Genomic DNA, 22,643 nt, shown 5'->3' on the forward strand with positions numbered 1-22,643 from the left:
AAGATATTTCAACGACGATCATTCGATGGACGATATCTTTTCATCATCCGTCGGATGCATAATCACAGAATGGTGGTCAGATGGTCAAGATAGCTTGCCTCGGCATAGGGGCACACGGCGGTTTCATCCTCAGTACGCCAGCCGAATGTCTTCGCAAAGAAGGATATGATATCACATTATATTCGGCGGATTCCTCTGTCTTGGATGATGAGATGGAGGAACTGTATGATTTCCTGGAAAGAGTATCATCCTGCGATTTCATCTTCATCCATGCCCATGGCGATGTCACGTTCTTCCGCCATTGGTCGAATCTTGTCAAGACCTTGAAGAAGAATGACATTCCCGCTATAGTGTGCGGAGTGGAACCGGATGTTGCGTTACAATACCGCGACCTGTTCCTTCAAGGACAGGAAGAATATGAGAGAGTGTACAAACTCGAGACCATCGGAGGGGATGAGAATCACATATCATCCCTGAAATGGGCACTGAGGACGTTCGATGGGATCGATATCGAAGTTCCTGATGCCATCATACCTCCTGCACAAGGAGTCTATGTTCCTGGGAAGGGAGCATTCGATCTTAGAGACGGTTTGAAAGACATAGGGATATCCGGAAGACCTGTCGTCGGTATATTCTTCGTCAATGTGTTCTACTTAAAACACAACACCGCAGCGATAGATGTCCTATGGAACAAGGTACAGGAGATAGGTGCCGAACCTGTTGCCATCTTCCTCAAGACGTATGAGGACGAGATGTCCGGTTCCATAGGTGCGGCACGCGTGATAGATGAATACCTCACGCGTGATGGGAAACCCATCATTGATGCGCTGATCAACACCACAGGATTCTCCATGACGTTGGTGGCAAAACCGGGCACTGGAGAACAGATCTCCGATGATAATTTCTTTGAAAGATTGGATGTCCCCGTGATACAGGCGATCAATCTCTACGGAACGACGAAGGATTGGGAGAAGAGTCCCTTCGGACTGAATGCATCCGAGATCGCCATGAATGTCATCGATCCGGAATATGATGGTCAGATAGACTCCGTACCGTTCTGCAGTACGGAAAGGACGGATATCGGCGATTATAAGCAGGCCGCCATAGAGGAACGCTGTTCTGCCATCGCAGAGATGGCATATCGTTGGGCAAAGCTCAGACACATCCCGAACAAGGACAAGAGGATCGCCATCCTTATCTATATGTATCCTCCACGCCAGGATCTTGCTGGAGGAGGATATGGATTGGATACGCTACAGAGTGTATCCGACATGATCCATTGGTTGAAGGATGAGGGTTACACCCTCGATTGGATACCGGAGAACGGAAAGGAACTTGTCACACGTCTCTTGGATGGTGTGACGAACGATGACGATTGGAGTTCCGATGAACATCTGAGAGAAGCCTCCATCGATACCGTTTCCATGGAACAATATGAGAGATGGTTCCATGATATTGCCGAATCTGCACAGAAGAGATATAACGAGGCCTGGGGTGAAGCTCCCGGCGATATGCATGTATTGGATGGGGAATTCCTCCTTCCCGGTATAACCAATGGGAATGTCTTCATCGGATTCCAACCTGATCGTGGTAAATGCACGACAGAAGCGATACACGATGCGTGGACCGCTCCGCCTCATCAATATCTAGCATTCTACAGATGGCTGAAGGATGTGTGGGGAACGGATGCTGTCATACACATAGGAACACACGGTACTCTCGAATGGCTTCCAGGAAAGAGTGTCGGACTCTCGGATGAATGCGATCCCGACATCATCCTTGGAAGGATCCCCAACATCAATCCCTACATCATCGATAATCCTGGAGAGGGCATGCAATCCAAACGCAGGCAATACGCAGTCATCACCACTCATATGACTCCTGCGTTGATGCGCTCCGGAGGTTATGACGAGATGAATGAGTTGGAGGCCGTATTGCAAACATATCTCAAAGCGAAGGAGTACATGCAAACTGATAAACTCCCATCGATAATGGAGAAGATCATCGAACTCTGCGTCAAACTCAACATGACATCTGACCTGAATCTGAGTGCTGATTGTTCGACAGAAGAGATGGACTCCAACATCGACAGACTCTATGACTACATACTTGAGATCAAGGATGCTCTGATCAAAGATGGGCTCCACATCCTCGGAGAGATTCCGAACGGGGAGCGTATGGACGAGATGATCTATTCCCTCGTCAGATATCCGAACGGGAATGTCCCTTCATTACGCGAAGCTATAGGGCGCGTACATGGATACGAAGTGGAGGATCTTCTCAAGGATCCATCGGGGATCCTTCCTGATGGAACGTTGAATGGGGAGATGATCGACATCATAGACTCGGAGATGTTCGATCTCATCAGATGCTCACATCAGAACGATTTCGATATCGCGAAGACTATGGATATCGCACACGATAGATTCTCTGGAGGATTCCCCGACCTTGATGAGGCTGTGGGATTCATGTGCGGTTTCCTCATCGATGCGATAAAAAGGATGGGTGATGAACTCAGGAATGTCATGAGAGCCCTCAATGGGGAATATGTTCCTCCCGGCCCTTCAGGCAGTCCTGAACGCGGCCGCGCCCATATACTTCCGACCGGACGCAACTTCTATTCGATAGATCCGGACAGCATCCCGTGGAACACGAGCTGGAACATAGGATCGGAGATGGCCGAACAGATGGTACAGAGGTACATCGATGAGAACGGCTCATATCCGAGGACCGTTGGCATGGTCCTGTGGGCGACGGATACGATGAAGACCGGAGGGGACGATGTCGCATACATCCTGAAGCTCATGGGGCTCCGTCCCGTATGGGCTGAATACGGAGGGCGCGTGAAAGGTCTTGAGATCATCCCTCTTGAAGAGCTAAAAAGACCGCGTATCGACGTCACATTACGCATAAGCGGACTATTCCGCGATACCTTCCCCAATATCTCGGCGATGATAGACAACGGAGTACAGATGATCGCCGACCTTGATGAGGATGATGATGAGAACTATCTCGCAGCCAACGTCCGTCGTGATATCGTGGAATCCATTGCTGAAGGGGTTCCAGCGGATGAAGCGAAACGCATGGCGACATATCGCATATTCGGAGATGCACCGGGGATGTATGGTTGTGGAGTGAGCGATCTCATCCAAGTAGGCACTTGGAAGACCGTTGATGATCTAGGGGACTGCTATGTCGACCACGGATGTTTCACATACGGCAAAGGGTTGAATGGTGAAGCGAATCCAAAGATGTTCAGAAAAAGATTGAAGATAATGGATGTCACCGTGAAGAATCACAACAGTCGTGCCGTCGATATGCTCGATATGGATGATGATTTCGATAATCTCGGCGGTATGAATGCCGCAGTGAGATCGATACGCGGCGAGAAACCGACATCGTTCATGGGCGATTCCTCCGACCCCCAATTCCTCAAATTACGTACGGCCGAGGACGAATGCCGTTTCATCTTCCGTAGCAAGATAGACAACCCCAAGTGGCTGAATGGTCTGAAACAACATGGATTCGCAGGTGCGAAGGAACTCTCGAAACTTTTCGATTACACCATGGGATGGTCAGGTACCTCTGACATCATCGAGAATTGGATGTACGACGATCTTGCGAACAGATTCGTTCTTGATAATGATACCAGAGAATGGATCAAGGACGAGAACCCCTATGCTATGATGGCCATGCTGGCACGTCTTCAGGAAGCCATGGAGAGAGGATTCTGGGAACCTGATGATGACATGAAGGAGAAGTTGAAGGACATCTACTTGGAATTCGAGGAAAGGATAGAGGAGATCACAGACAGATGATACTCAAATATCTCAGGCCCAAGCAATGGGCATTGGTCTTCCTTTGCGGATTATTCATCGTCTTCCAGGTGTATCTGGACCTACGTATCCCCGAATACATGAACGCTATGACGGATGCCATCCTGAATGACAGGATCGGCGACGTCATGGGCGAATATGGAATGAAGATGGCTCTATGCGCATTGCTCAGCCTAGGCGCATCATTGGTCTCAGGTTTCATAGCGGCATATGTGACATCTCAACTATGCAGAGAACTCCGTATAAGACAGTTCGAGAAGGTCCAAACCTTCTCGTCGGAGGATGTCGGGGACATATCGATCGCAAGTCTCATCACACGTTCGACCAGCGACGTCTATCAGATCCAAGTCTATGTCGCTCGTGGCCTTCAGATATTCATCAAGGCACCGATATTGGCGACATGGGCGATAATCAAGATCGCGGGTCGCAATTGGCAGTGGTCCGCTGCGACGGTAGTTACTGTCGTCGTCATCTCCTTGGTAGTGATGTTCATCATCCGTCGCAGTCGCGTCTATTTCGAGAACATCCAATGGCTCACGGATGGGATCAACGGCGCGACAGGAGAATCGATCGAAGGCGTCCGTACCATCCGCGCATACAACGCTGAAGAATATCAATTCGCTAAATTGGAAAAGGCTAACGAGAAACTCATCCACAACAATCTTGAATCCTTAAAATACACCTCTGCGATGTATCCGTTCACGAGCGCGATGCAGAATCTGCTCACACTCTCGATCTATTGGATTGGTGCAGGGCTGATCTCATCCGCACCCGATCATGCGGAACAATTGATCCTGTTCTCGGATATGATCGTGTTCACATCATACGCGCTACAGGTGGTCTCCGCCTTCCTCATGGTCTCCGGAATGATGCGCATCCTCCCAAGGACATCCGTTGCCTCCAAGAGAATACAAGAGGTGATCGAACGTACGCCATCCATCGAAGATGGTGATGTGACCGAAAGTTCACCGGATCATGAGGGCGAGATATCGATGAGGGATGTTTCCTTCACCTATCCTGGTTCGAAAAGACCTGCAGTATCAGACATATCCTTGGATGTGAAGAAAGGTCAGACACTCGCCATAATCGGATCCACCGGTTCAGGAAAGACCACACTATTACGTCTGATATGCAGGCTATATGATACTGATGAGGGAGTAGTATCCGTTTCAGGGCACGATGTCAGGGATTATCGTCAAAGAGACCTGCACAATATGTTCGGATATGTCCCACAATCGGCAGTGATTTTCTCAGGTTCCGTGAGATACAACGTGAACTATGGGGCGGATTCCGATGAACGTACCGATGACGAGATATGGAATGCATTGAGGATCGCACAATCCGAAGGATTCGTAAGGAACATGGATGGTGGATTGGATGCACGGATATCACAACACGGACGCAACATCTCCGGTGGGCAGAAACAACGTATCGGGATAGCGCGTGCGATATGCAAGGATCCGCTGATCTACATCTTCGATGATTCATTCTCAGCATTGGATTTCAGAACTGATATGGCATTACGCAGTGCCCTTAAGGAATGGACGAAGGATGCCACCGTGGTGATCGTTGCCCAAAGGGTCGGAACGATCATGGATGCCGATTGTATAATCGTCATGGATGAGGGAAGGATAGTCGGAAAAGGTACACATGATGAACTCATGAAATCATGTGCCTTATACAACAGCATAGCGACAGCACAGTTCTCGGAGGTGCACTGATGGCCATGATCGAGGGACCTCTATGGGCCCGTTCCAAGAACATCAACAACTTCTGGGGCACCTTCTGGAGTCTGATAAGATATATGGGAAAATATCGTCTGATGCTGTATCTCGGCCTTCTGATGGTCATTGTGGCAACAGCGATGTCTCTCACAGGGCCTCAGATATTGAGCAGTATCGCCGATTCCATCCAGAATTCTATCGAGAATGAGATGGCCATCGATACGGACAGGATCGCATTCCTTGCGTTGATCGCTGTCGCACTATACGTATCATCGATGTTACTATCCACGATAGAACATTACATAATAGGCGCATCCTCGGAGTATGTCGCAAGGAAGATGCGTAAAGACCTCTCCGATAAGCTGAATTCGATACACATATCGTATTTCGATAACAGCACCAGCGGAGACATCATGAGCCGCGTCTCCAACGATGCGGACACTGTGGGAAAGAGTTGCAGCGAGAGTATGACGCATCTTGTCGTCGCCACCATCTCCATCATCGGTGCATTCATCATGATGCTGTATACATGCCCGGAACTTGCGATGTTGTCCGCAGTCCCTTCGGCAGTAGGTTTCATCATCGTGTACATATTGGTGAGGGTCAGTCAGAAATATTTCCGCATACAGCAAACGAAACTTGGAAGCATGAACGCTCTCGTGGATGAGAACTATCGCGGTCACGAGATAGTGAAACTGTACGGCGGAGAGAAGAATGCATGGGAAAGATTCAATGGTATCAACGAACAGCTCTACATCTCATCCATACATACCCGTTTCCTCTCAGGTCTGATGTCGATGCTGATGAACTTCATCAGCAACATCGGTTATCTCACAGTTTGTGTGTTCGGTTCGATGATGGTCATAGACGGCAAGATAGGGTATGGAACGGTCGTTGCATTCATCGTCTACATCAAGCTGTTCACACAGCCTATGGTACAATTATCGGAATCATTGGGCTCGATACAGATGGTCGTCGCTGCCAGTGAGAGAGTGTTCGAATTCCTCTCGCTCCCTGAGATGGATGACGAGAGCGATAAGGATGCGGTCATCGAAGATGTATATGGAAATGTGGAGTTCCGCGATGTACGTTTCTCATACATCGAAGGGAAGGAGGTCATACATGGATTCTCGCAGAGTATCTCCGCCGGTTCCCGTATCGCGATTGTTGGTCCGACGGGAGCGGGGAAGACGACTCTCGCCAACCTGCTCATGAAGTTCTACGAACCCGATTCGGGAAGCATATTCATCGATGGCGTGAACACATCGGATATGCGTAGACATTACGTACACTCCCTGTTCAATGTCGTACTTCAGGACAGTTGGTTATTCAACGGGACGATAAGGGAGAACATAGTCTTCAATCTCGCTGACATCGACGATGAGAGGGTCATGGATGCATGCATCAAGTCGGGACTTGGTCCTTTGATCGAATCCCTCCCAGAAGGGCTTGATACCATCATCACAGACAAATCATCATTATCCGGAGGACAGAAACAACAGATGATGATGGCTCGTATGCTCATCAGGGATGCCCCCATGGTCATATTGGATGAGGCTACATCCTCTGTGGACACGAGGACTGAGAAGCACATACAAGAAGCGATGGAGATCATGATGAGAGGGAAGACATCATTCGTGATCGCCCATCGTCTCTCTACCATCATCAATTCTGATCTCATCCTTGTCCTGAAGGATGGGGACATCGTAGAACAAGGGACACATCAAGAATTGCTAGAGAGGAAAGGCTTCTACTACACATTGTACAACAGTCAATTCGAGAACTGCACATGATCATGAATCTATGGCAGCCTTGACACCCTCTGCGAAGCGGTCCGCGTCAAGATCCTCCAATCTGAAGTAACGTGCCCCCATCTTCTCCGCAAGTCTCTGTGCGTTATCGAAACGCATGAAACTTCCGCTCGCATCCACGACTATCCATCTGACGTTCGGGACGCCGATATCTTCGGCTATCCTCTGTACTTCCTCATTGGCGTCCTTTCCTTCCTGTAAGGGAACGTTCGCACGTCCGTCGGTCACCAATATCACAAAACATCTTTCACCGACATGGCATCTAGCATATGCTGTCATGTATTCGTTGACACGGATCAGGGCTTCACTCAAAGGTGTCTTCCCACCAGTTGGCATCTCTTCGAGACATTTATAGCTATATTCCACGGATTTGGTCGGAGGAAGGATTATCTCCGCGGAATCACGCCTGAAGGCCATCATACCTATGCGATCCCTCTTGACATAGCTCTCCTTGAGCATCGAGAGTATCGCACCCTTCACAGTGGACATCCTCTTCCTCACACCCAATGAACCGCTCGCATCCACAAGGAACAACAATGTATTCCCGCTGCGTCTCTCACGGACCTTCGTACGTATGTCCTGAGGTTCGATGACGAATGACAATCCATTCCTTTCTCTGACATTCTGATATGGTGCTGCCGCCCTCAGGGTGGCATCGAAGGCGATATCACGCTTATCTCCGACGGGGATCTTCGAACGGGCATATCTTCCAGTACCGTCAGCACTGATAGCCATCACCCTCCTTCCCTTACGTGTCTTGGTCCTGGAAGGGAGTCTCTCATTGGAATCTAAGTAATCGATCACACGGAACTGTCTCCCTATCTCGAACATCATCTCCTCGAGATCGGGCATCTCCATGGGCGGTTGTCCGTTCTGTTCTAGATCGTCCTGATGGTCGTCATACTGTTGCTGATCCTCATCCTGCTCAGATGTTTCATTTTGATCATCATTCTGTTGTTGACCATCGTCCTCATCCTGTTCTTGAGGTTCCTCCGGCGGCGGAGGAGGTTGATCGTAATTACGACGATGAGGGAGGCAAAGTACCGCTGCCTCCTCCACATCCTTCTTCATCACTTCATCGCGTCCATTCAATGCTGCGAGTGATTTTGAACAGTTCACCATCGCAAGGTCCCCACGCAATCCATCCGCACCGACCTTTATGCACAGTTCAGAGATCACATCGATCAATTCATCGGAGATCGTCACCATAGACAATATCTTGGATGCTGTGGCCATTTTCCTTCTCTCCGCTTCTTCTGTCTTGGAGAAGGACTTCAAGAATCCTTCCTGATCATCACAGAACTCCATATTCCTCTGAAGTATCGATGCCCTCTGTTCCTCGGTCATCTCAGGAGAGTAGGCACATAGATCGAATCTATCCAATACGTGCGAACTCACATCACAGTCGTCAGGATTCATCGTTGCGATCAATGTGGTATCGCAATGATACGATGACGATATCGGACCTCTCTCCACATTCACCACTCCTGTGGCTATAACATCGAGGATCCCTGCAAGCATCCCGCGATCCATGAGATTTATATCATCTATGTACAGGATGTTGCCATCGGCCTTCGATAACAATCCTGGTTGAAGGGTTGCCTCTCCTGTCCTCATCGCCTGCTCTACATCGATGCCTCCGAACAACTGTTCATCAGTGATGTTCAGAGGACAGTTCACGACCATCCTGTCGGTGATGCTTCCGACTGCTCTAGCCAAGGTGGTCTTAGCCGAACCGCATCTCCCTCTAATCAATACGGCTTTGATGCTCGGATTTATCAAAGCGCACTCCAAAGCACGTTTGCTATCATCCATCCCGACGACAGCGGTGAAAGGGAATCCGCTCACAGGTCCTGCAGACATCTCTCAAGTTCCTCTCTGTCAAGGTCGGCCTCTTCGAAGGGACGTCTCTTCAGACGATGTGCGAGAACGAGTTCTGCTGTCGCCCTGATATCATCTTTCGTTACCTTCGTACGCCCTTCCAATGCCGCATTCGCTTTGGCAGCCTTCAACAATGTGATGTCCGCACGGTGCCCATCGACCCCGAAATGGATGATGACTGAAACGATCATATCCACTATGGTGTCATCGGCAACTACCTTTGGAAGAAGTTCACGGGCTTTTGTCAGTCTTTCGCATAGATCATCGAGATCCTTCTGAACGCCTGCGATGTACCTCTCTGAATCGGAGTCGTATTCGACTCTCCTCTTGACAACCTCAGCCCTCTTCTTCGGATCCATCTCCCCCTTGATATCCAAAGAGAGACCGAATCTATCAAGAAGCTGCGGTCTGAGATCCCCTTCCTCAGGATTCATCGTTCCGACCAGGATGAATCTAGCAGGATGCGTGAACGAGACACCTTCTCTCTCCACATAATTCACTCCCATCGCGGCGGAGTCCAGAAGAAGGTCCACGAGATGATCGTCAAGAAGGTTCACCTCGTCGACGTAGAGTATGTTACCATTGGCTGCCGCCAATACGCCTGGTTCGAACTTCTTCTCCCCAGTCTTCAGTACGTGTTCGAGATCCAACGTTCCCGATACGCGATCCTCGGTCGCGGAAAGAGGGAGATCGATGACACGCATACGTACCTTCTCTGAGATGAGTTCCTCGCCTTTGTCATATCTTTCCTTACAATATGGGCAATATATCTCCACTCTCCCGTATTCACAGCGGAAAGGACATCCTTGTACGACATTTCTGAAAGGGAGAACGGAATTCATCGAACGTACAGTAGTCGATTTCGCTGTTCCTTTCTCGCCCTTTATGAGTACACCACCGATACCAGGATCGATGACGTTGAGCATCAATGCCCTCTTCATGTTATCCTGACCGACGATTCTAGTGAAAGGGAATGATAGGCCTGCCATTTTATCTGATTTTGGATATATAATCCAATATTAATTATCTCGTAAAATCAAATTCGATTGACTTGATATGTCGGCTTTAGTAATACTAAATACAAATTAATATTACAGTATAATGATGAAATCGACACAGATTATTGCGATAGTGGCAGTGATTGCACTAATTGGTGCTGCGACTGCCATAATTGTCAACAGTAACCTCAATGACGATGACTCTGAGAAGACCGTTGCTGTCAAACAATCTGACGGCACAATCAAAGAAGTCAAATACAAACTAGAACGCATAGTTTGTCTGAGTACATACGCATGCGAGCTCCTTGTGATATACAATTATCAGGACAAAGTGGTCGGAGTATCGAATTCCACGTTTACGAATCCCGCCCCTCTGTCCGAAGATCAGTACTCCGCCGATGGAGCCGTCAATCGCATTCAATATCAACGATTTTTTCAAAAGAGGCTGTCCAACTATCGCTGAGAATGGAAATCTATTAACTCTTTCTCCAGATATCTTCGATTTCAGTAATACGAATATTAAATTTATATGTATTGCAGATTGCATGAAATCCCATTTTTGAGAATGCTTCAGACCAAAATCCATCGATTGACAATCAAAATATCGAATATACCAGATTAAAGGGAGGGTATAAGGCCAGAACCAATAATATATGTTGGATGTATAGTCCATTCGTTAAGGTGAGCTCCTGAAATCGATATTGAGATTCCTAAGGCCTGTCCATTGGTCATTGCTTCTGATAATGGCGCTATTCGTTTCTGCACAGGTTTGGTTCGATCTTGAGATTCCAGGATACATGTCAAGAATCACTGTTCTTCTGAACAGTGGCGGTACTTCCGACGAGGTAATAGGCGAAGGGACATGGATGATCATATACTCCGTCGGCAGTGTCTTCTGTTCGATCTGTGCCGGCGGCATAGCTGCATATGTAGCATCCGAATTCGGAAAGATACTACGCAAGGAACAATTCTCCAAAGTACAGTCATTCTCTCCCGAAGAGATGAGCAGATTCAACATCTACAGTCTCATCACACGCTCCACCAATGATGTTACTCAAGTACAAATGGCAGTGGCAAGGACCTCGCAGCTTATCGTAAAGGTCCCTGTAATGGTCTATATCGCTCTGACAAAGGTTGCCGTAGGCAGTTGGGAATGGACCGAAGTGACTGCCATCGGTATCACAGCAATCGTTATCGTTCAGATCTTCATGCTTTGGTATGTCATCCCTCGTTACAAAAGAGTACAGAGATTCACAGACGGGATGAATCGCACGGTCCGCGAAGGGATGTCGGGTGTAAGGGTCATACGTGCATTCAATGCTGAGGAATATCAGAACAGGAAAGCGGATCAAACGAATGATGAACTTACCGAGAACAACCTCTATGCATCTCGCCTTCTCGCTTTCACCCGTCCGTTCAACGGTGTAGTGCAGAACATCCTCACTGTCGCGATATACATCTTAGGTGCGAACATCATCCTCGCATCCCCATCACCAGAAATGTCGCTCACTGTGTTCTCGAACATGGTCGTGTTCTCATCATATGTGATGTATGTCGTCTCATCCTTCATTCTCCTAGCCCATATCGCCATGGGACTCCCCCGTGCGATAGTATCTGGGAAACGTATCAGGGAGGTGATCGATACAGAGATCTCCGTCGTCAGTGGAAATTCTACAGAAACCAAAGGCAAGGATCCATGCATCTCTTTCAAGAACGTATCCTTCACATATCCTGAGAATTCGAATGATACTCTGACGGACATCTCATTCGATGTAGGATACGGAGAGACGGTCGCCATCATCGGAACGACAGGTTCTGGAAAAACGACACTTCTGAACCTGATCCCGCGCCTCTATGATGCAACATCGGGAACGGTATCGATCGATGGACTCGACGTCAGGGATTATGATCTTGATACTTTACGTTCGAAGATAGGGTATGCTACGCAGAGGCCGATGCTGTTCTCAGGCACTGCAGGGTTCAATATAGGATACGGCAGAGAGGATTGTTCGGATGAAGAGATGATAAAAGCAGCCGAGGTAGCATGCATCGATACATTCCTCAAAGATAGAGAAGGCCTCGATACGAAGATAGAGCACTTGGGTGCGAACTTATCTGGAGGGCAGAAACAGCGCATATCGATCGCTAGAGCGATATGCAAAAGACCTGAGATCTACATCTTCGACGATACATTCTCCGCCTTAGACTACAGGACGGACATCAATGTCCGCAAGAATATCGCAAAGGAAACATCGGGTTCCACGATACTGATCGTCTCTCAACGTATCGTCACTGTGAAGAATGCGGATCGTATCCTCGTACTCAACAACGGAATGATCGTTGCTTCCGGAAAACACAGTGAGCTCCTGAAGGATTGTGAACTGTATCGCGAGATGGCGAAACTTCAGGAATACGGAGGTGACGAAGAATGATGGGAAATTCAAAGAGATCCAAACCTGACGATATGATGGGGGCTTGGAAGGACATCTTCCATTATATCGGGAAGTACAAGTTCGCTTTCATCCTGACCTTGTTGCTTTCCGCATTATCCTCGATATTGGCGCTCCTTGGCCCATATTTCATCAGCGAGATGACCGACCTCATCCAAAAAGGCCTGTCTGTGGAGATGGATATCGAACGCATAAGGAACATCGGTTTCATCCTCATAGCGATCTATCTCATCAGTGGTATCTTCACATTCTTCGAGAATTACATGATGGCGACGGTCTCCCAACGCTGCGCACAGATGTTCCGCATGGATATCTCGAGAAAAATGAACAGGATCCCGTTGCGCTATTTCGATCAGTCGTCCAAAGGGGATGTGATGAGCCGTGTCACCAACGATGTGGATACGCTGGGAGCATCGATGAATCAATGCATAGGCTCTCTTGTGACATCCATCACGACATTGCTGATATCATTCATCCTTATGGCCATACTGAACATCCCACTGACCCTGTTATCCGTATGCATCGCCGTCGTAGGTTTCATCCTGATCAAGGTCATCGCGAAGAGGACCCAACGTTATTTCAGGTCGCAACAGAAGAACCTGGGGAGCATGAACAGTCTCGTTGAGGAACAATACACCGGACACACGGTGGTAAGCATATATGCCGGTCAGAGGAAAGCGATGGAGAGATTCGATACCATCAATGAAGAACTGGGCAATTCAGCATTCAGATCTCAATTCCTCGGAGGGATCTCGTCACATCTCAACGGCCTCATCAGCAACGTAGGATATGTATTGGTCTGCGTCACAGGTGCGATACTCTACATGCACGGCGAGACTACAATCGGAACCATAGTCGCTTTCATGATCTATGTGAAACTCTTCACCGGCGCGTTCTCACAGATATCCAATGCCGTGGTGAACATGCAATCTGTCGCAGCTGCGGCCGAACGTGTGTTCATCTTCCTCAATTATGAGGAAATGCCTATCGAAGAGAGAAGAATCGAGATCACTGATGTCAAAGGAAGGGTGGAATTCCGCGATGTCCACTTCGGATATTCGAAAGAAAGAGAGATCATCCATGGTTTCTCTGCCATAGCTGAACCCGGACAGAAGATATCGATCGTCGGTGCGACAGGTTCTGGAAAGACAACGATGATCAATCTCCTGATGAGATTCTACGAGGTCGATTCCGGTGACATACTGATTGACGGGACATCCACGAAGAATATGACAAGAGAACAGGTCCGCGATCTTTTTGGAATGGTCCTGCAAGAGACATGGATGTTCGAAGGCACTGTCAGAGAGAACATCGTGTTCAATAGAGAGGGTGTTGACGACGACGAATTGGACAGAGTATGCGAATCAGTTGGTCTGAAACATTTCATCTCATCCCTCCCAGAAGGCTACGACACCATGATCAGTGATGTCGATTCGATGTCCGTAGGACAGAGACAGCAAATAGCGATCGCTAGGGCCATGATCGGCGATCCACGTATGATAATCCTGGATGAGGCCACGAGTTCGGTCGATCCATTGACAGAGAAACTCATCAAGGATGCGACAAATGCTATGATGAAAGGAAAGACCTCATTCGTGATCGCTCATCGCCTGTCCACCATCATAGATGCAGATAAGATCATAGTCATGGATGATGGAAGGATCGTTGAGACCGGACGTCATGAGGAACTTCTGAATAAGAATGGCATCTACAAAGAGCTCTTCGACAGTCAATTCGATGTTGCTGATTGATTTTCGATCATTCAACGCATCTCAATGAACATCTTGCTGTGATGGCGCCTTTGGTCTCGTATGAAGAACCATCCCTTAGGATCACATGAGGGCGACCCTCATCCATTATGACCTCTGAATCGACATCGTAGACCTCTTTGATGTTCTCCACCGTCATTACTTCCTTCGGAGTCCCTGCTGCGAATATGGTACCTTGACTCATCAGCAGGATGTTATCAGCATACTTGGAGGCGATATTGAGGTCATGACATATCATGACGACGATTATCCTCTTCTCCCTTGAGAGTCTGTGGAGGAGTCTTGTGACGTCCAACTGATGTTTCACATCGAGATTCGCTGTAGGCTCATCCAAGAGGAGTATCTCTGGTTCCTGAGCAAGACCGCGTGCTAACATCACCTTCTGATGCTGACCTGCACTCAACATATTGAATGGTCTCATAGCAAGATCCGATATCCCGAGCATCTCCAGGATCTCGTACACCTTTCTGATGTCATCCTCGGATGATTTCCAATTCGAATGAGGATGTCTTCCCAGAAGGACAGTATCGACCACTGTCATCGGGAATGTATCTGATGCGGAATAAGGTACGTAACCAGTGACCTTCGCGAGATCCTTCAGGGAGTAGTCCTTCACATCCACATCGTTGATCATCACAGTACCGTAAGTTCTCGAAAGGATACGGTTTATGCAGTGGATCAGTGTCGATTTCCCGACACCGTTCGGACCTAGTATGCAAAGTAGTTGGGGCTCTTCCACATCGAACGATATGTTCGAAAGAACAGATTTGTCAGTATAATTGAATCCCATTTCTTCTACGTTTAACTTCATGATATCAACTCCATCCGTTTCTGCGTTGTTTGACCAGGAAATAGATGAACAGTGGGCTTCCGATGACCGTTGTGATGACACCGACTGGGAGCCCTGAGGTTCCGATGACCCTTGAGATCATATCGGAACACACTAGAAGCAGTGCACCTAGCACTGCAGATGCTGGAATGACATATTTCAGATTGGATCCGAAGAACATCCTTGCCACATGCGGGATTATCAATCCGACGAAACCGATCGTACCTGTGAAACAGACGACCGTTGCGGTACACATGGACACCACTACGAGTATGAATTGTCTGCATCTCTTCGGATTAACGCCTAGGGCCGTGGCGATGTTGTCGCCGGCTCCGATGACATTTATCGTACCGTTCATGTACATGAAGACGCCGATAGCAACAAAAGCCGCCGTTATGACGAAGGGAATTGAATCCCACGACACTTCAGCAAGCGTTCCAACGCCCCATGAATACAATTTCGCTATGTCTGAGGAACTGGCAGTGTATTTCATTAGCGTGGTTGCTGCCGTGAATACATACATGACACCGATCCCTATGAGGATCATGGTTGTCGGCGTGGTCTTCCTACGCAATGTGAACAGGATGATGACCGCTGTCGGGATCAACGCAAAGATGAATGCATTGATGATGTTCCCCAATTCGGTACCGGGGAAGAATGATATCCCCGCAACGACAGCCAATGTCATGCCGAACATGGCGCCTGAGGAGATACCTGTAGTATACGGGTCGGCCAGCGGATTCTTGATCGCTGATTGCATCACGGCACCGCATACTGCCAATGTCGCACCCACAGCGACACCTGCGATGGCACGAGGGATGTATGTGTTGACGACCAATTCCCTCATGATCCAATCCTCATACGCTATGGCTTCCTTGCCATTGATCGCATCGATGACCGCTTGTATCGCAGTCTGGAATGTCATCGGATACAATGAGACGCTTATGGAGAAAACCGATGCGATGACGAGAGGTATGATGAATATCAAATAACAAAGGGTCTTCCTCTTCCCCTTTGCGATGAAACCATCTGCGTCGATGAATTCATCCTTGGAACGGAAATGTGAGAGAAGATCACCAAATATTTGCATTCTTCCTCACCAACAGATATAAGAAGATGGGCGCTCCGACGAAGGATATCACGACACCGACAGGTATAGAACCGTTCGGCGATATCAGACGGCAGACGATATCACAGACAAGCAACAACGATGCTCCGAGCATTGCGGATGCAGGGACAACGAAACGATTGTCGGAATCGATCAATATACGAACTATGTGTGGAGACACCAAACCGACGAAACCGATGATACCGGCATAACTGATGACGGATGCCACCATGAACGCCATCAGTAGAAGGAGGATATATCTCATCGTCTGAACGTTTACACCCATGGCTTTGGCGGATGTCTCGCCCAAACTGAGGACATTGAGCTTTCTTGAGAGCATGCCTACGACGAACAGGCCTATTATAGAAGCTACAGCAACGATCGGGATGTTACTCCAGATTATGTCGTCGATGGAACCGATCTGCCAAACGTAGATCCTTGCCAATGTCTCCTCTTCCGTCGATGTCAAGAGAAGCGTGCTCATGGCGTTGAAGATGTAACCGATGGCGATACCTGCAAGGATGAGTGTAGCCGGCGATTTAGTTCTCGGGGATATCGCAAGGATCGCAGCCACAGGTATCATCGCGAAAAGGAATGCATTGATCGTGATAGCGATACTAGAATATTCATTTTGGATCAGTGTGAAACCTAATACAATCGCTACTGCAACTCCAAAACATGCTCCTGAGGATACTCCTGTCGTATATGCATCAGCAAGAGGATTGTTCATGACACTCTGCATAGCGACACCGGCCACGGCCAATGAAGCACCAGCGAGCAATGCGAACAGAGACCTTGGTAGTCTGTAATCCCAAATAACGGCATCCTCAACCCAATCGGTGCTGTTCACAGGGTATGTGACGCCCATGATATGATTGAACAGAAGCTCGTAGACTCTGCCAATCTCCATCTGACGCGCACCGATACCGACGGATATCCCGAATGCGACGATAGCGACCGTTACACATACTACTATGAAGATTATCTTCCTGAGGATGTATCTCTTGTACTCGGCAACTACGGTCCCGCCTGCCTCGTTCATCATATCACACAAAAAGAATGGATCGGGGATTTTTCCCCGATGTGTTTAAGCGGCCTTGTAATCCGAAACCTTGTAGATTGTGTTCAGCTTACTGAAATCAAGGTTCAATCCGTAGATGTCCTTGCACCAATCCGCATTGAACTTGTCTGCAAAGTCACTGTTGAACTGCTCAGGATACAATACCTGTGCTACATATGCGAGCCTCAATGGCATCGGAAGTTCACCGTTTATCATGTAGATCTCGTTGTTCTTGTATGCATCCATCTTGTTGTATGCATCGAAAACACCTTTGATCGTAGTGTCATTGTGAGTTCCTGCGTACCATACTCCGCCGATACCTCCGCTGGTCCTCATGCAGACGACCTTGTTGACTGTGACATCATAGATCCAATCAGCAGTCGACATCTTGATGGTACCAGTCCATCTCTTATCGTCAGGGATCTCCGCTCCAGCAGCCTTCAGGAGCTTTGTGTAATCGGAAGGCGGTGCGGTGAGCGATCCTGTGGTGTTGGAAGCCATAGCGACAACCTTCTTCTCCACCTTGTCGAGTCCTTTGTTCACAGCATTGTAGATCTTATTGGTCATATCGACGATCTTCTGAACGTTGTCATTCTTATCGAACATGAATCCCAAGAAAATGACGGCGCTGAGGAACTCCTTCGCACTAGGTCCCGTTGCATCGATCCTGATCACATCGATATTGTGGGCCTCCATATCCTCATAATTGGCCATGTAGGTGGCGTTAGTGGATGTGATGACTGCACTGACTCCATCGCTGGTTATGTAGGGTGAAGCCTGATCATAAGTGATACCAATCGATTTTCCGATCGATTTAGCGAATTTCGTCTTCATCTCAGGCATCATGACGTGATCTGGCTGGCTTGTCGCTCCGTAACTCACAGCTGCGATCTTATCAGTGATCCCAAGCATGACCAAGAATGCCGCAACGTTGGGAGTAGCTGTGCACAACGCAGAAGTGATCGGCCATTTGCTCTCGGTTGCATTCTGTTTGGTTCCGATGGTATTGACGTGCCAGACGGATGTTGCGGTCTTGTTGATGATCGCCTTCACCTGTTCGATGTCCTCTTGGTCGATCTTATCATCATACTTCGCGTTGGCGAGTGGATAATCCTCTGCCTTCTTCTTTTCATTGATGATATCGTTGATTATGTCGATATCTGCTTGATCGATCCTATCGTCGTTATTCGCATTTCCATATACTGGAAGAACGGAATCGATGGTGACGTTGTTGCCACCATTGTCACCCATATTGTAAATTGCAACACCGATTCCACCCATAGCTAATATTGCTACGACGGCAATTGCAATCACTGCCTTTGTATTTATCATATTAACACCCTTGGATGATACATCCAAATCCCATTGTTGTATAAATATTAGTTGGATGATATATCCAAAGTAGGGATTGTCTACGCACCCCTTTCCTCGATTCTGCTCTCAGAGTCCAAGAATATGTCCTTTAACTTTGATTTCGTATCATCATCCGGTGACCAGAACCCGCGGGATTCTGCCTGAGAGAGATTCTCCACGATCTCTTTCACCGCATCGGGGTTGTTGTCCATCATCCATTGCAACGTCGCTTCATCGAAGAGGAATTTCTCACAATACTTCTCATACATCCATTCGTCCAATGAATCAGAGGTCCCATCCCATCCAATCATGAATTTCGATATGTTCATAAGAACAGAGACTCCGGCATAACCATGTTCCTTCAATCCGTTCAAGAATTTCGGATTGAGTACCTTGCTCCTGAAGACGTATCTGCACTCGTCATCCAATGATCTCAGTTTCGTATTGTCTGGATCTGAATCATCTCCAATGACGGAATACAATTCGTTATCGCCATATTCGCGAACGAATGCATTCATCCCGCCGAGATAGGTGTACACATCATCCACATCGAAGATGTCCGTCTCTCTATCGGACATATTCTTGATTGTTATCTGAGATTTCCTGAATCTCCTGTGGAAGAGTTCCTTCTCCCTCGTTCCATAGAGATTGCGCCCGTATGCATAACAACTCCAATTCACATACGCATCGGCAAGATCCTTCGTCGTATCCCATTTTCCGGAATCGATCAGAACATCCACGCCTACGCCGTAGTTGCCAGGCGGCGATCCGAACATCCTTATCAGACTTCTACGACGCGCCTCATCCTCTGGCACACCATTGCTGATATCTTCTGCAATCTCCTTCCTGAGGTTTGCTCTAAGATAGTTCTCATCGTCGGATTCATCGAGATCGGCAATCATATTCACAGCATCGTCTATCAGATCGATAGCATTGGGGAATGTGTCCCTGAACAGACCGGTGATACGGATGGTGACATCCAAACGTGGCCTTCCCAATTCCTCGAGCGGTACCACCTCCAGATCATTCACATGATCCGTTGTATCGGACCATATCGGTCTGACGCCCATGAGCCAGAGGACATATGCGATATCGTCGCCGTTCGTCTTCATGTTATCAGTGGCCCACATGATGAAACTGATATCGTGAGGATAATCGCCCTTATCGTCCACGAATCTGGAGATCATCTGCTCTGCCATGCGGCGCCCTGTATCCCATGATGCCCTGGTCGGTACGGATTCCGGATCCAATGTGTAGAAGTTCCTTCCTGTCGGCAATATATCCGCCCCACTGCGCGTAGGAGCGCCCGATGGACCAGAAGGAACGAACTGACCGCAGAAACCATCTTGAAGATTCGACATCTCATCGGTCGTCCTGTCGATGTTCGGTGAGAGTGTATCACAGATGAAACGCACTGCTTTTTCCAGATCTTCTCCGCACTCACCGAAATGATCCTCGATGAGAGATTTTGCATCGTCGTACGAATATCCGGTGGACCTGAGTTCCGAAAGAAATGTCATCAGACGGGAATCGAGTTCATCCACCGCCTCACTGTTCGTCCTTCCGTCCTCCCTTAACATCGACGGAACAGCGGAGAGATCTATGCTACATGCATTCGCTGCAGCCTCTCTGAACGATGGTATGGAGCCATTTCTCAATCTCATGATGGAATAGATCTCCTCATCTTTGTGCAGATCCTTCAATGGTTCTCCGAGAATATGCAACCCTGTACGGATTATGTTGCCTTTCAAATCGAACAAGTAATCGTTTATCTGCTCTATGTGGGTCGCCAAATCATTGAATCCTATATCATCGTCGATCCCCAGATCTCCAAATATACTGTTCTTCACACACTCTTCCGCGATCATACTCAGAAGTGTATCCTTTCTGTCCTCACTCATTGACATCCTCGTTCTGAGGTATTCTTGGATGAGTGATTCCAATCTTGAAAGATCGCCATCCGAACCTGCCAAACCCATCGGAGGACTCATATGTCCTATCACGACGGCCTCCGTCCTGCGTTTCGTCTGAATCCCTTCCCCGGGATCGTTGATGAGATATGGATAGAAATGAGGGAGAGCATCTAGAGTGAGATCAGGATAGCAGGATTGCGACAGGCCTACCGATTTCCCTGGCAGCCATTCTATGGAACCATGTGTCCCCATATGGACGACAGCCTGTGCTCCGAAATCATACTGCAACCAATGATAGTATTCCAAATACTGATGTGGGATCACGATATCGGGATCGTGCATCACCTTGTCCATGACCTCCATCATCGCTCTTGGTGGCTGGAAACCTACGAATACATTATCATATACCTTCCCAGGTATCACTATCCTCCCGCGAGATGTTTGGATCTCTCCTGGCGGTTCCCCCCAGCATCTACACATTCCTTTCTTATTGAATTCCGGAGATCCGTCGAAGACTCCTTCCTTATACCTTTCAACACTCACATTATCTACGGAACGTTCGTCGATATCCCTATCCGATACAGAGGTCAGATCGTTGGTTATTCCCTTTTCGATGAGATCCGCGACCAATTCCGCACCTGTTGTCGGGTGATCCTTCGGGACAGAATATCCGGATTCATACAATTCATTCAGAATACGGGCCACCGATTCAACGGTATCCAATCCGCCCGCGGAACCGATGCCTCCAGTCGACGATGAGCTCTGATACATCAGAATAGCTATCTTACGTTCCTTCATCGGCGTCCTTTTCAACGTCACCCAATTGGATACCATCCTGCCGATGTGATCTATGCGTTCATCTATGGGAGTAGGTCTCGATGATCCTTTTCCCATCACAGAATACGGGACTGCGATTATCTGTCCATCGACTTCAGGCCAAACGACCTGTGTGAATAGATCCGACTTCTCAAGACCCCTCACATCCTCCGAGAACTCAGAGAAATTGCGTACAGTCATTATGTGGATCATGGGGACGTTCAGTCTACGTCTGAGGTAATTCTCTTCCTCAGGCGTCACCAATCCCGTACCTCCTGTCTTCGAATTCACTAGAAGTGAGAATCCATTGGTCACCACTATCGCATCGACCATCGTCCTTCCATCATCAACGAAATATTCGGTTAGAGCCTCTTCCGAATTCCTGTAGAGTTCGTGGCCTTTGCTGACCATGTTGGAGAAAAGGATCGGGATCGTGTTCATACCGCGCTCTTCGATATCCGCTATGAGCGCATCCGCCGACGCAAACTCCTGATACAACCACAGATTGGAATCAAGGACTATCCCTACCGTTGGTCTGGATGGATCCAATGAGAGAAGGTATTCACATGCATCTTCGCGATACAATCTCCCAGAATGATATATCCCTGTACACGGGACAACCACAGGCTCAGGGATGAAATCATTTCCTTTGGATCTCTCTTCGATCCATCTGAAAACGAGTTTTTCATTTTCATCACCTTTCAACGTCATGCATTTGCATAATGCGAAATATTCGTCATCCGTTCCTTTGAACAATGGGCGATATATCGCCCTGATATCCGCATTCCCTGTATGAACGATGCAATATCCATTCGCATTACGCATCTCTTCTTCGAGCAGAGAGAATCTTTTGAGATTGTCTGGATCGGACATACATCTTACGATCGTCAGGTCAGCGTTCGAGACATTATGCAACATCTCTCTGAACAGTAACTTATCGTCATTGAGCTCACCATAGCTGTATCCGAACAGACCGATCTCTGTTCCTGATATTGTCGAATAAGAATCCGCTATGTTCTTTATCGCATCGATACCAACGGATTGTATGGAAACGAAGACAACCTTCAACCTACTCAATCGATTCACTTCCAGAGT

At 48.1% G+C, this 22,643-nt stretch carries 13 protein-coding genes; 6 read left to right on the forward strand and 7 right to left on the reverse strand.

The genetic code is table 11. The features are described from left to right. Positions 1 to 80: 80 nt before the first annotated feature. Genes cobN (ACI2NF_RS06585) through ACI2NF_RS06595 form a run of 3 tightly spaced genes read left to right on the forward strand, consistent with a single transcriptional unit; the run spans position 81 to position 7,353 of the window. Complete coding sequence (cobN, locus tag ACI2NF_RS06585) at positions 81 to 3,818, forward strand: cobaltochelatase subunit CobN (protein WP_400211252.1); 3,738 nt, start codon at positions 81 to 83, stop codon at positions 3,816 to 3,818. After that, positions 3,815 to 5,557: an ABC transporter ATP-binding protein gene (locus tag ACI2NF_RS06590; RefSeq protein WP_400147504.1), complete on the forward strand. Its 1,743-nt coding sequence runs from the start codon at positions 3,815 to 3,817 to the stop codon at positions 5,555 to 5,557. Before cobN (ACI2NF_RS06585) ends, ACI2NF_RS06590 begins: the two co-directional genes overlap by 4 nt. Next, positions 5,557 to 7,353: an ABC transporter ATP-binding protein gene (locus ACI2NF_RS06595; protein ID WP_400211253.1), complete on the forward strand. Its 1,797-nt coding sequence runs from the start codon at positions 5,557 to 5,559 to the stop codon at positions 7,351 to 7,353. The genes ACI2NF_RS06590 and ACI2NF_RS06595 overlap by 1 nt, the downstream gene beginning before the upstream one ends. Here the strand turns inward: ACI2NF_RS06595 and ACI2NF_RS06600 are convergent, their stop codons facing one another. Then, positions 7,354 to 9,234 (reverse strand): VWA domain-containing protein, encoded by a 1,881-nt coding sequence (locus ACI2NF_RS06600; protein WP_400211254.1) that lies wholly within the window; start codon positions 9,232 to 9,234, stop codon positions 7,354 to 7,356. It abuts the gene before it with no gap. Further along, positions 9,216 to 10,241 carry an ATP-binding protein gene (locus ACI2NF_RS06605; RefSeq protein WP_400147496.1) on the reverse strand — a complete coding sequence of 342 codons (1,026 nt, stop codon included), beginning with the start codon at positions 10,239 to 10,241 and terminating at the stop codon, positions 9,216 to 9,218. Before ACI2NF_RS06605 ends, ACI2NF_RS06600 begins: the two co-directional genes overlap by 19 nt. 115 nt (positions 10,242 to 10,356) lie before the next feature. On the opposite strand from ACI2NF_RS06605, the gene ACI2NF_RS06610 reads away from it, so the two are divergent. The 3 genes from ACI2NF_RS06610 (at position 10,357) to ACI2NF_RS06620 (ending at position 14,451) form a co-directional block, all read left to right on the forward strand. Beyond that, positions 10,357 to 10,713, forward strand: a complete 357-nt coding sequence (locus tag ACI2NF_RS06610; protein ID WP_400147711.1) for a hypothetical protein — start codon at positions 10,357 to 10,359, stop codon at positions 10,711 to 10,713. A gap of 238 nt (positions 10,714 to 10,951) precedes the next feature. Further along, positions 10,952 to 12,682 (forward strand): ABC transporter ATP-binding protein, encoded by a 1,731-nt coding sequence (locus ACI2NF_RS06615; protein WP_400147714.1) that lies wholly within the window; start codon positions 10,952 to 10,954, stop codon positions 12,680 to 12,682. Then, complete coding sequence (locus ACI2NF_RS06620; protein ID WP_400147717.1) at positions 12,679 to 14,451, forward strand: ABC transporter ATP-binding protein; 1,773 nt, start codon at positions 12,679 to 12,681, stop codon at positions 14,449 to 14,451. Before ACI2NF_RS06615 ends, ACI2NF_RS06620 begins: the two co-directional genes overlap by 4 nt. 7 nt (positions 14,452 to 14,458) lie before the next feature. Here the strand turns inward: ACI2NF_RS06620 and ACI2NF_RS06625 are convergent, their stop codons facing one another. From ACI2NF_RS06625 to cobN (ACI2NF_RS06645), 5 genes are all read right to left on the reverse strand, one after another. Beyond that, positions 14,459 to 15,280, reverse strand: a complete 822-nt coding sequence (locus tag ACI2NF_RS06625; protein WP_177971302.1) for an ABC transporter ATP-binding protein — start codon at positions 15,278 to 15,280, stop codon at positions 14,459 to 14,461. A gap of 4 nt (positions 15,281 to 15,284) precedes the next feature. Further along, complete coding sequence (locus ACI2NF_RS06630) at positions 15,285 to 16,388, reverse strand: FecCD family ABC transporter permease (protein WP_177971304.1); 1,104 nt, start codon at positions 16,386 to 16,388, stop codon at positions 15,285 to 15,287. Beyond that, positions 16,372 to 17,451 carry a FecCD family ABC transporter permease gene (locus tag ACI2NF_RS06635; protein ID WP_400149075.1) on the reverse strand — a complete coding sequence of 360 codons (1,080 nt, stop codon included), beginning with the start codon at positions 17,449 to 17,451 and terminating at the stop codon, positions 16,372 to 16,374. Before ACI2NF_RS06635 ends, ACI2NF_RS06630 begins: the two co-directional genes overlap by 17 nt. Before the next feature lie 42 nt (positions 17,452 to 17,493). Then, positions 17,494 to 18,798 (reverse strand): hypothetical protein, encoded by a 1,305-nt coding sequence (locus ACI2NF_RS06640; RefSeq protein WP_400147724.1) that lies wholly within the window; start codon positions 18,796 to 18,798, stop codon positions 17,494 to 17,496. Between the two features lie 80 nt (positions 18,799 to 18,878). Beyond that, entirely contained in the window at positions 18,879 to 22,625 is a 3,747-nt protein-coding gene (gene cobN, locus ACI2NF_RS06645; RefSeq protein WP_400211255.1) for a cobaltochelatase subunit CobN, read from the reverse strand. Positions 22,626 to 22,643: the final 18 nt, after the last annotated feature.

It is taken from the genome of Candidatus Methanarcanum hacksteinii, from assembly GCF_964305265.1.
GTDB classification, from domain to species: Archaea; Thermoplasmatota; Thermoplasmata; order Methanomassiliicoccales; family Methanomethylophilaceae; genus Methanarcanum; species Methanarcanum hacksteinii.

Coding starts and splice junctions, on each gene's coding strand:
- cobN (WP_400211252.1), top strand. CDS start 81: ATGGTCAAGATAGCTTGCCTCGGCATAGGGGCACACGGCGGTTTCATC.
- ACI2NF_RS06610 (WP_400147711.1), top strand. CDS start 10,357: ATGAAATCGACACAGATTATTGCGATAGTGGCAGTGATTGCACTAATT.
- ACI2NF_RS06595 (WP_400211253.1), top strand. CDS start 5,557: ATGGCCATGATCGAGGGACCTCTATGGGCCCGTTCCAAGAACATCAAC.
- ACI2NF_RS06620 (WP_400147717.1), top strand. CDS start 12,679: ATGATGGGAAATTCAAAGAGATCCAAACCTGACGATATGATGGGGGCT.
- ACI2NF_RS06640 (WP_400147724.1), bottom strand. CDS start 18,798: ATGATAAATACAAAGGCAGTGATTGCAATTGCCGTCGTAGCAATATTA.
- ACI2NF_RS06605 (WP_400147496.1), bottom strand. CDS start 10,241: ATGGCAGGCCTATCATTCCCTTTCACTAGAATCGTCGGTCAGGATAAC.
- ACI2NF_RS06600 (WP_400211254.1), bottom strand. CDS start 9,234: ATGTCTGCAGGACCTGTGAGCGGATTCCCTTTCACCGCTGTCGTCGGG.
- ACI2NF_RS06630 (WP_177971304.1), bottom strand. CDS start 16,388: ATGCAAATATTTGGTGATCTTCTCTCACATTTCCGTTCCAAGGATGAA.
- ACI2NF_RS06590 (WP_400147504.1), top strand. CDS start 3,815: ATGATACTCAAATATCTCAGGCCCAAGCAATGGGCATTGGTCTTCCTT.
- ACI2NF_RS06625 (WP_177971302.1), bottom strand. CDS start 15,280: ATGAAGTTAAACGTAGAAGAAATGGGATTCAATTATACTGACAAATCT.
- ACI2NF_RS06635 (WP_400149075.1), bottom strand. CDS start 17,451: ATGATGAACGAGGCAGGCGGGACCGTAGTTGCCGAGTACAAGAGATAC.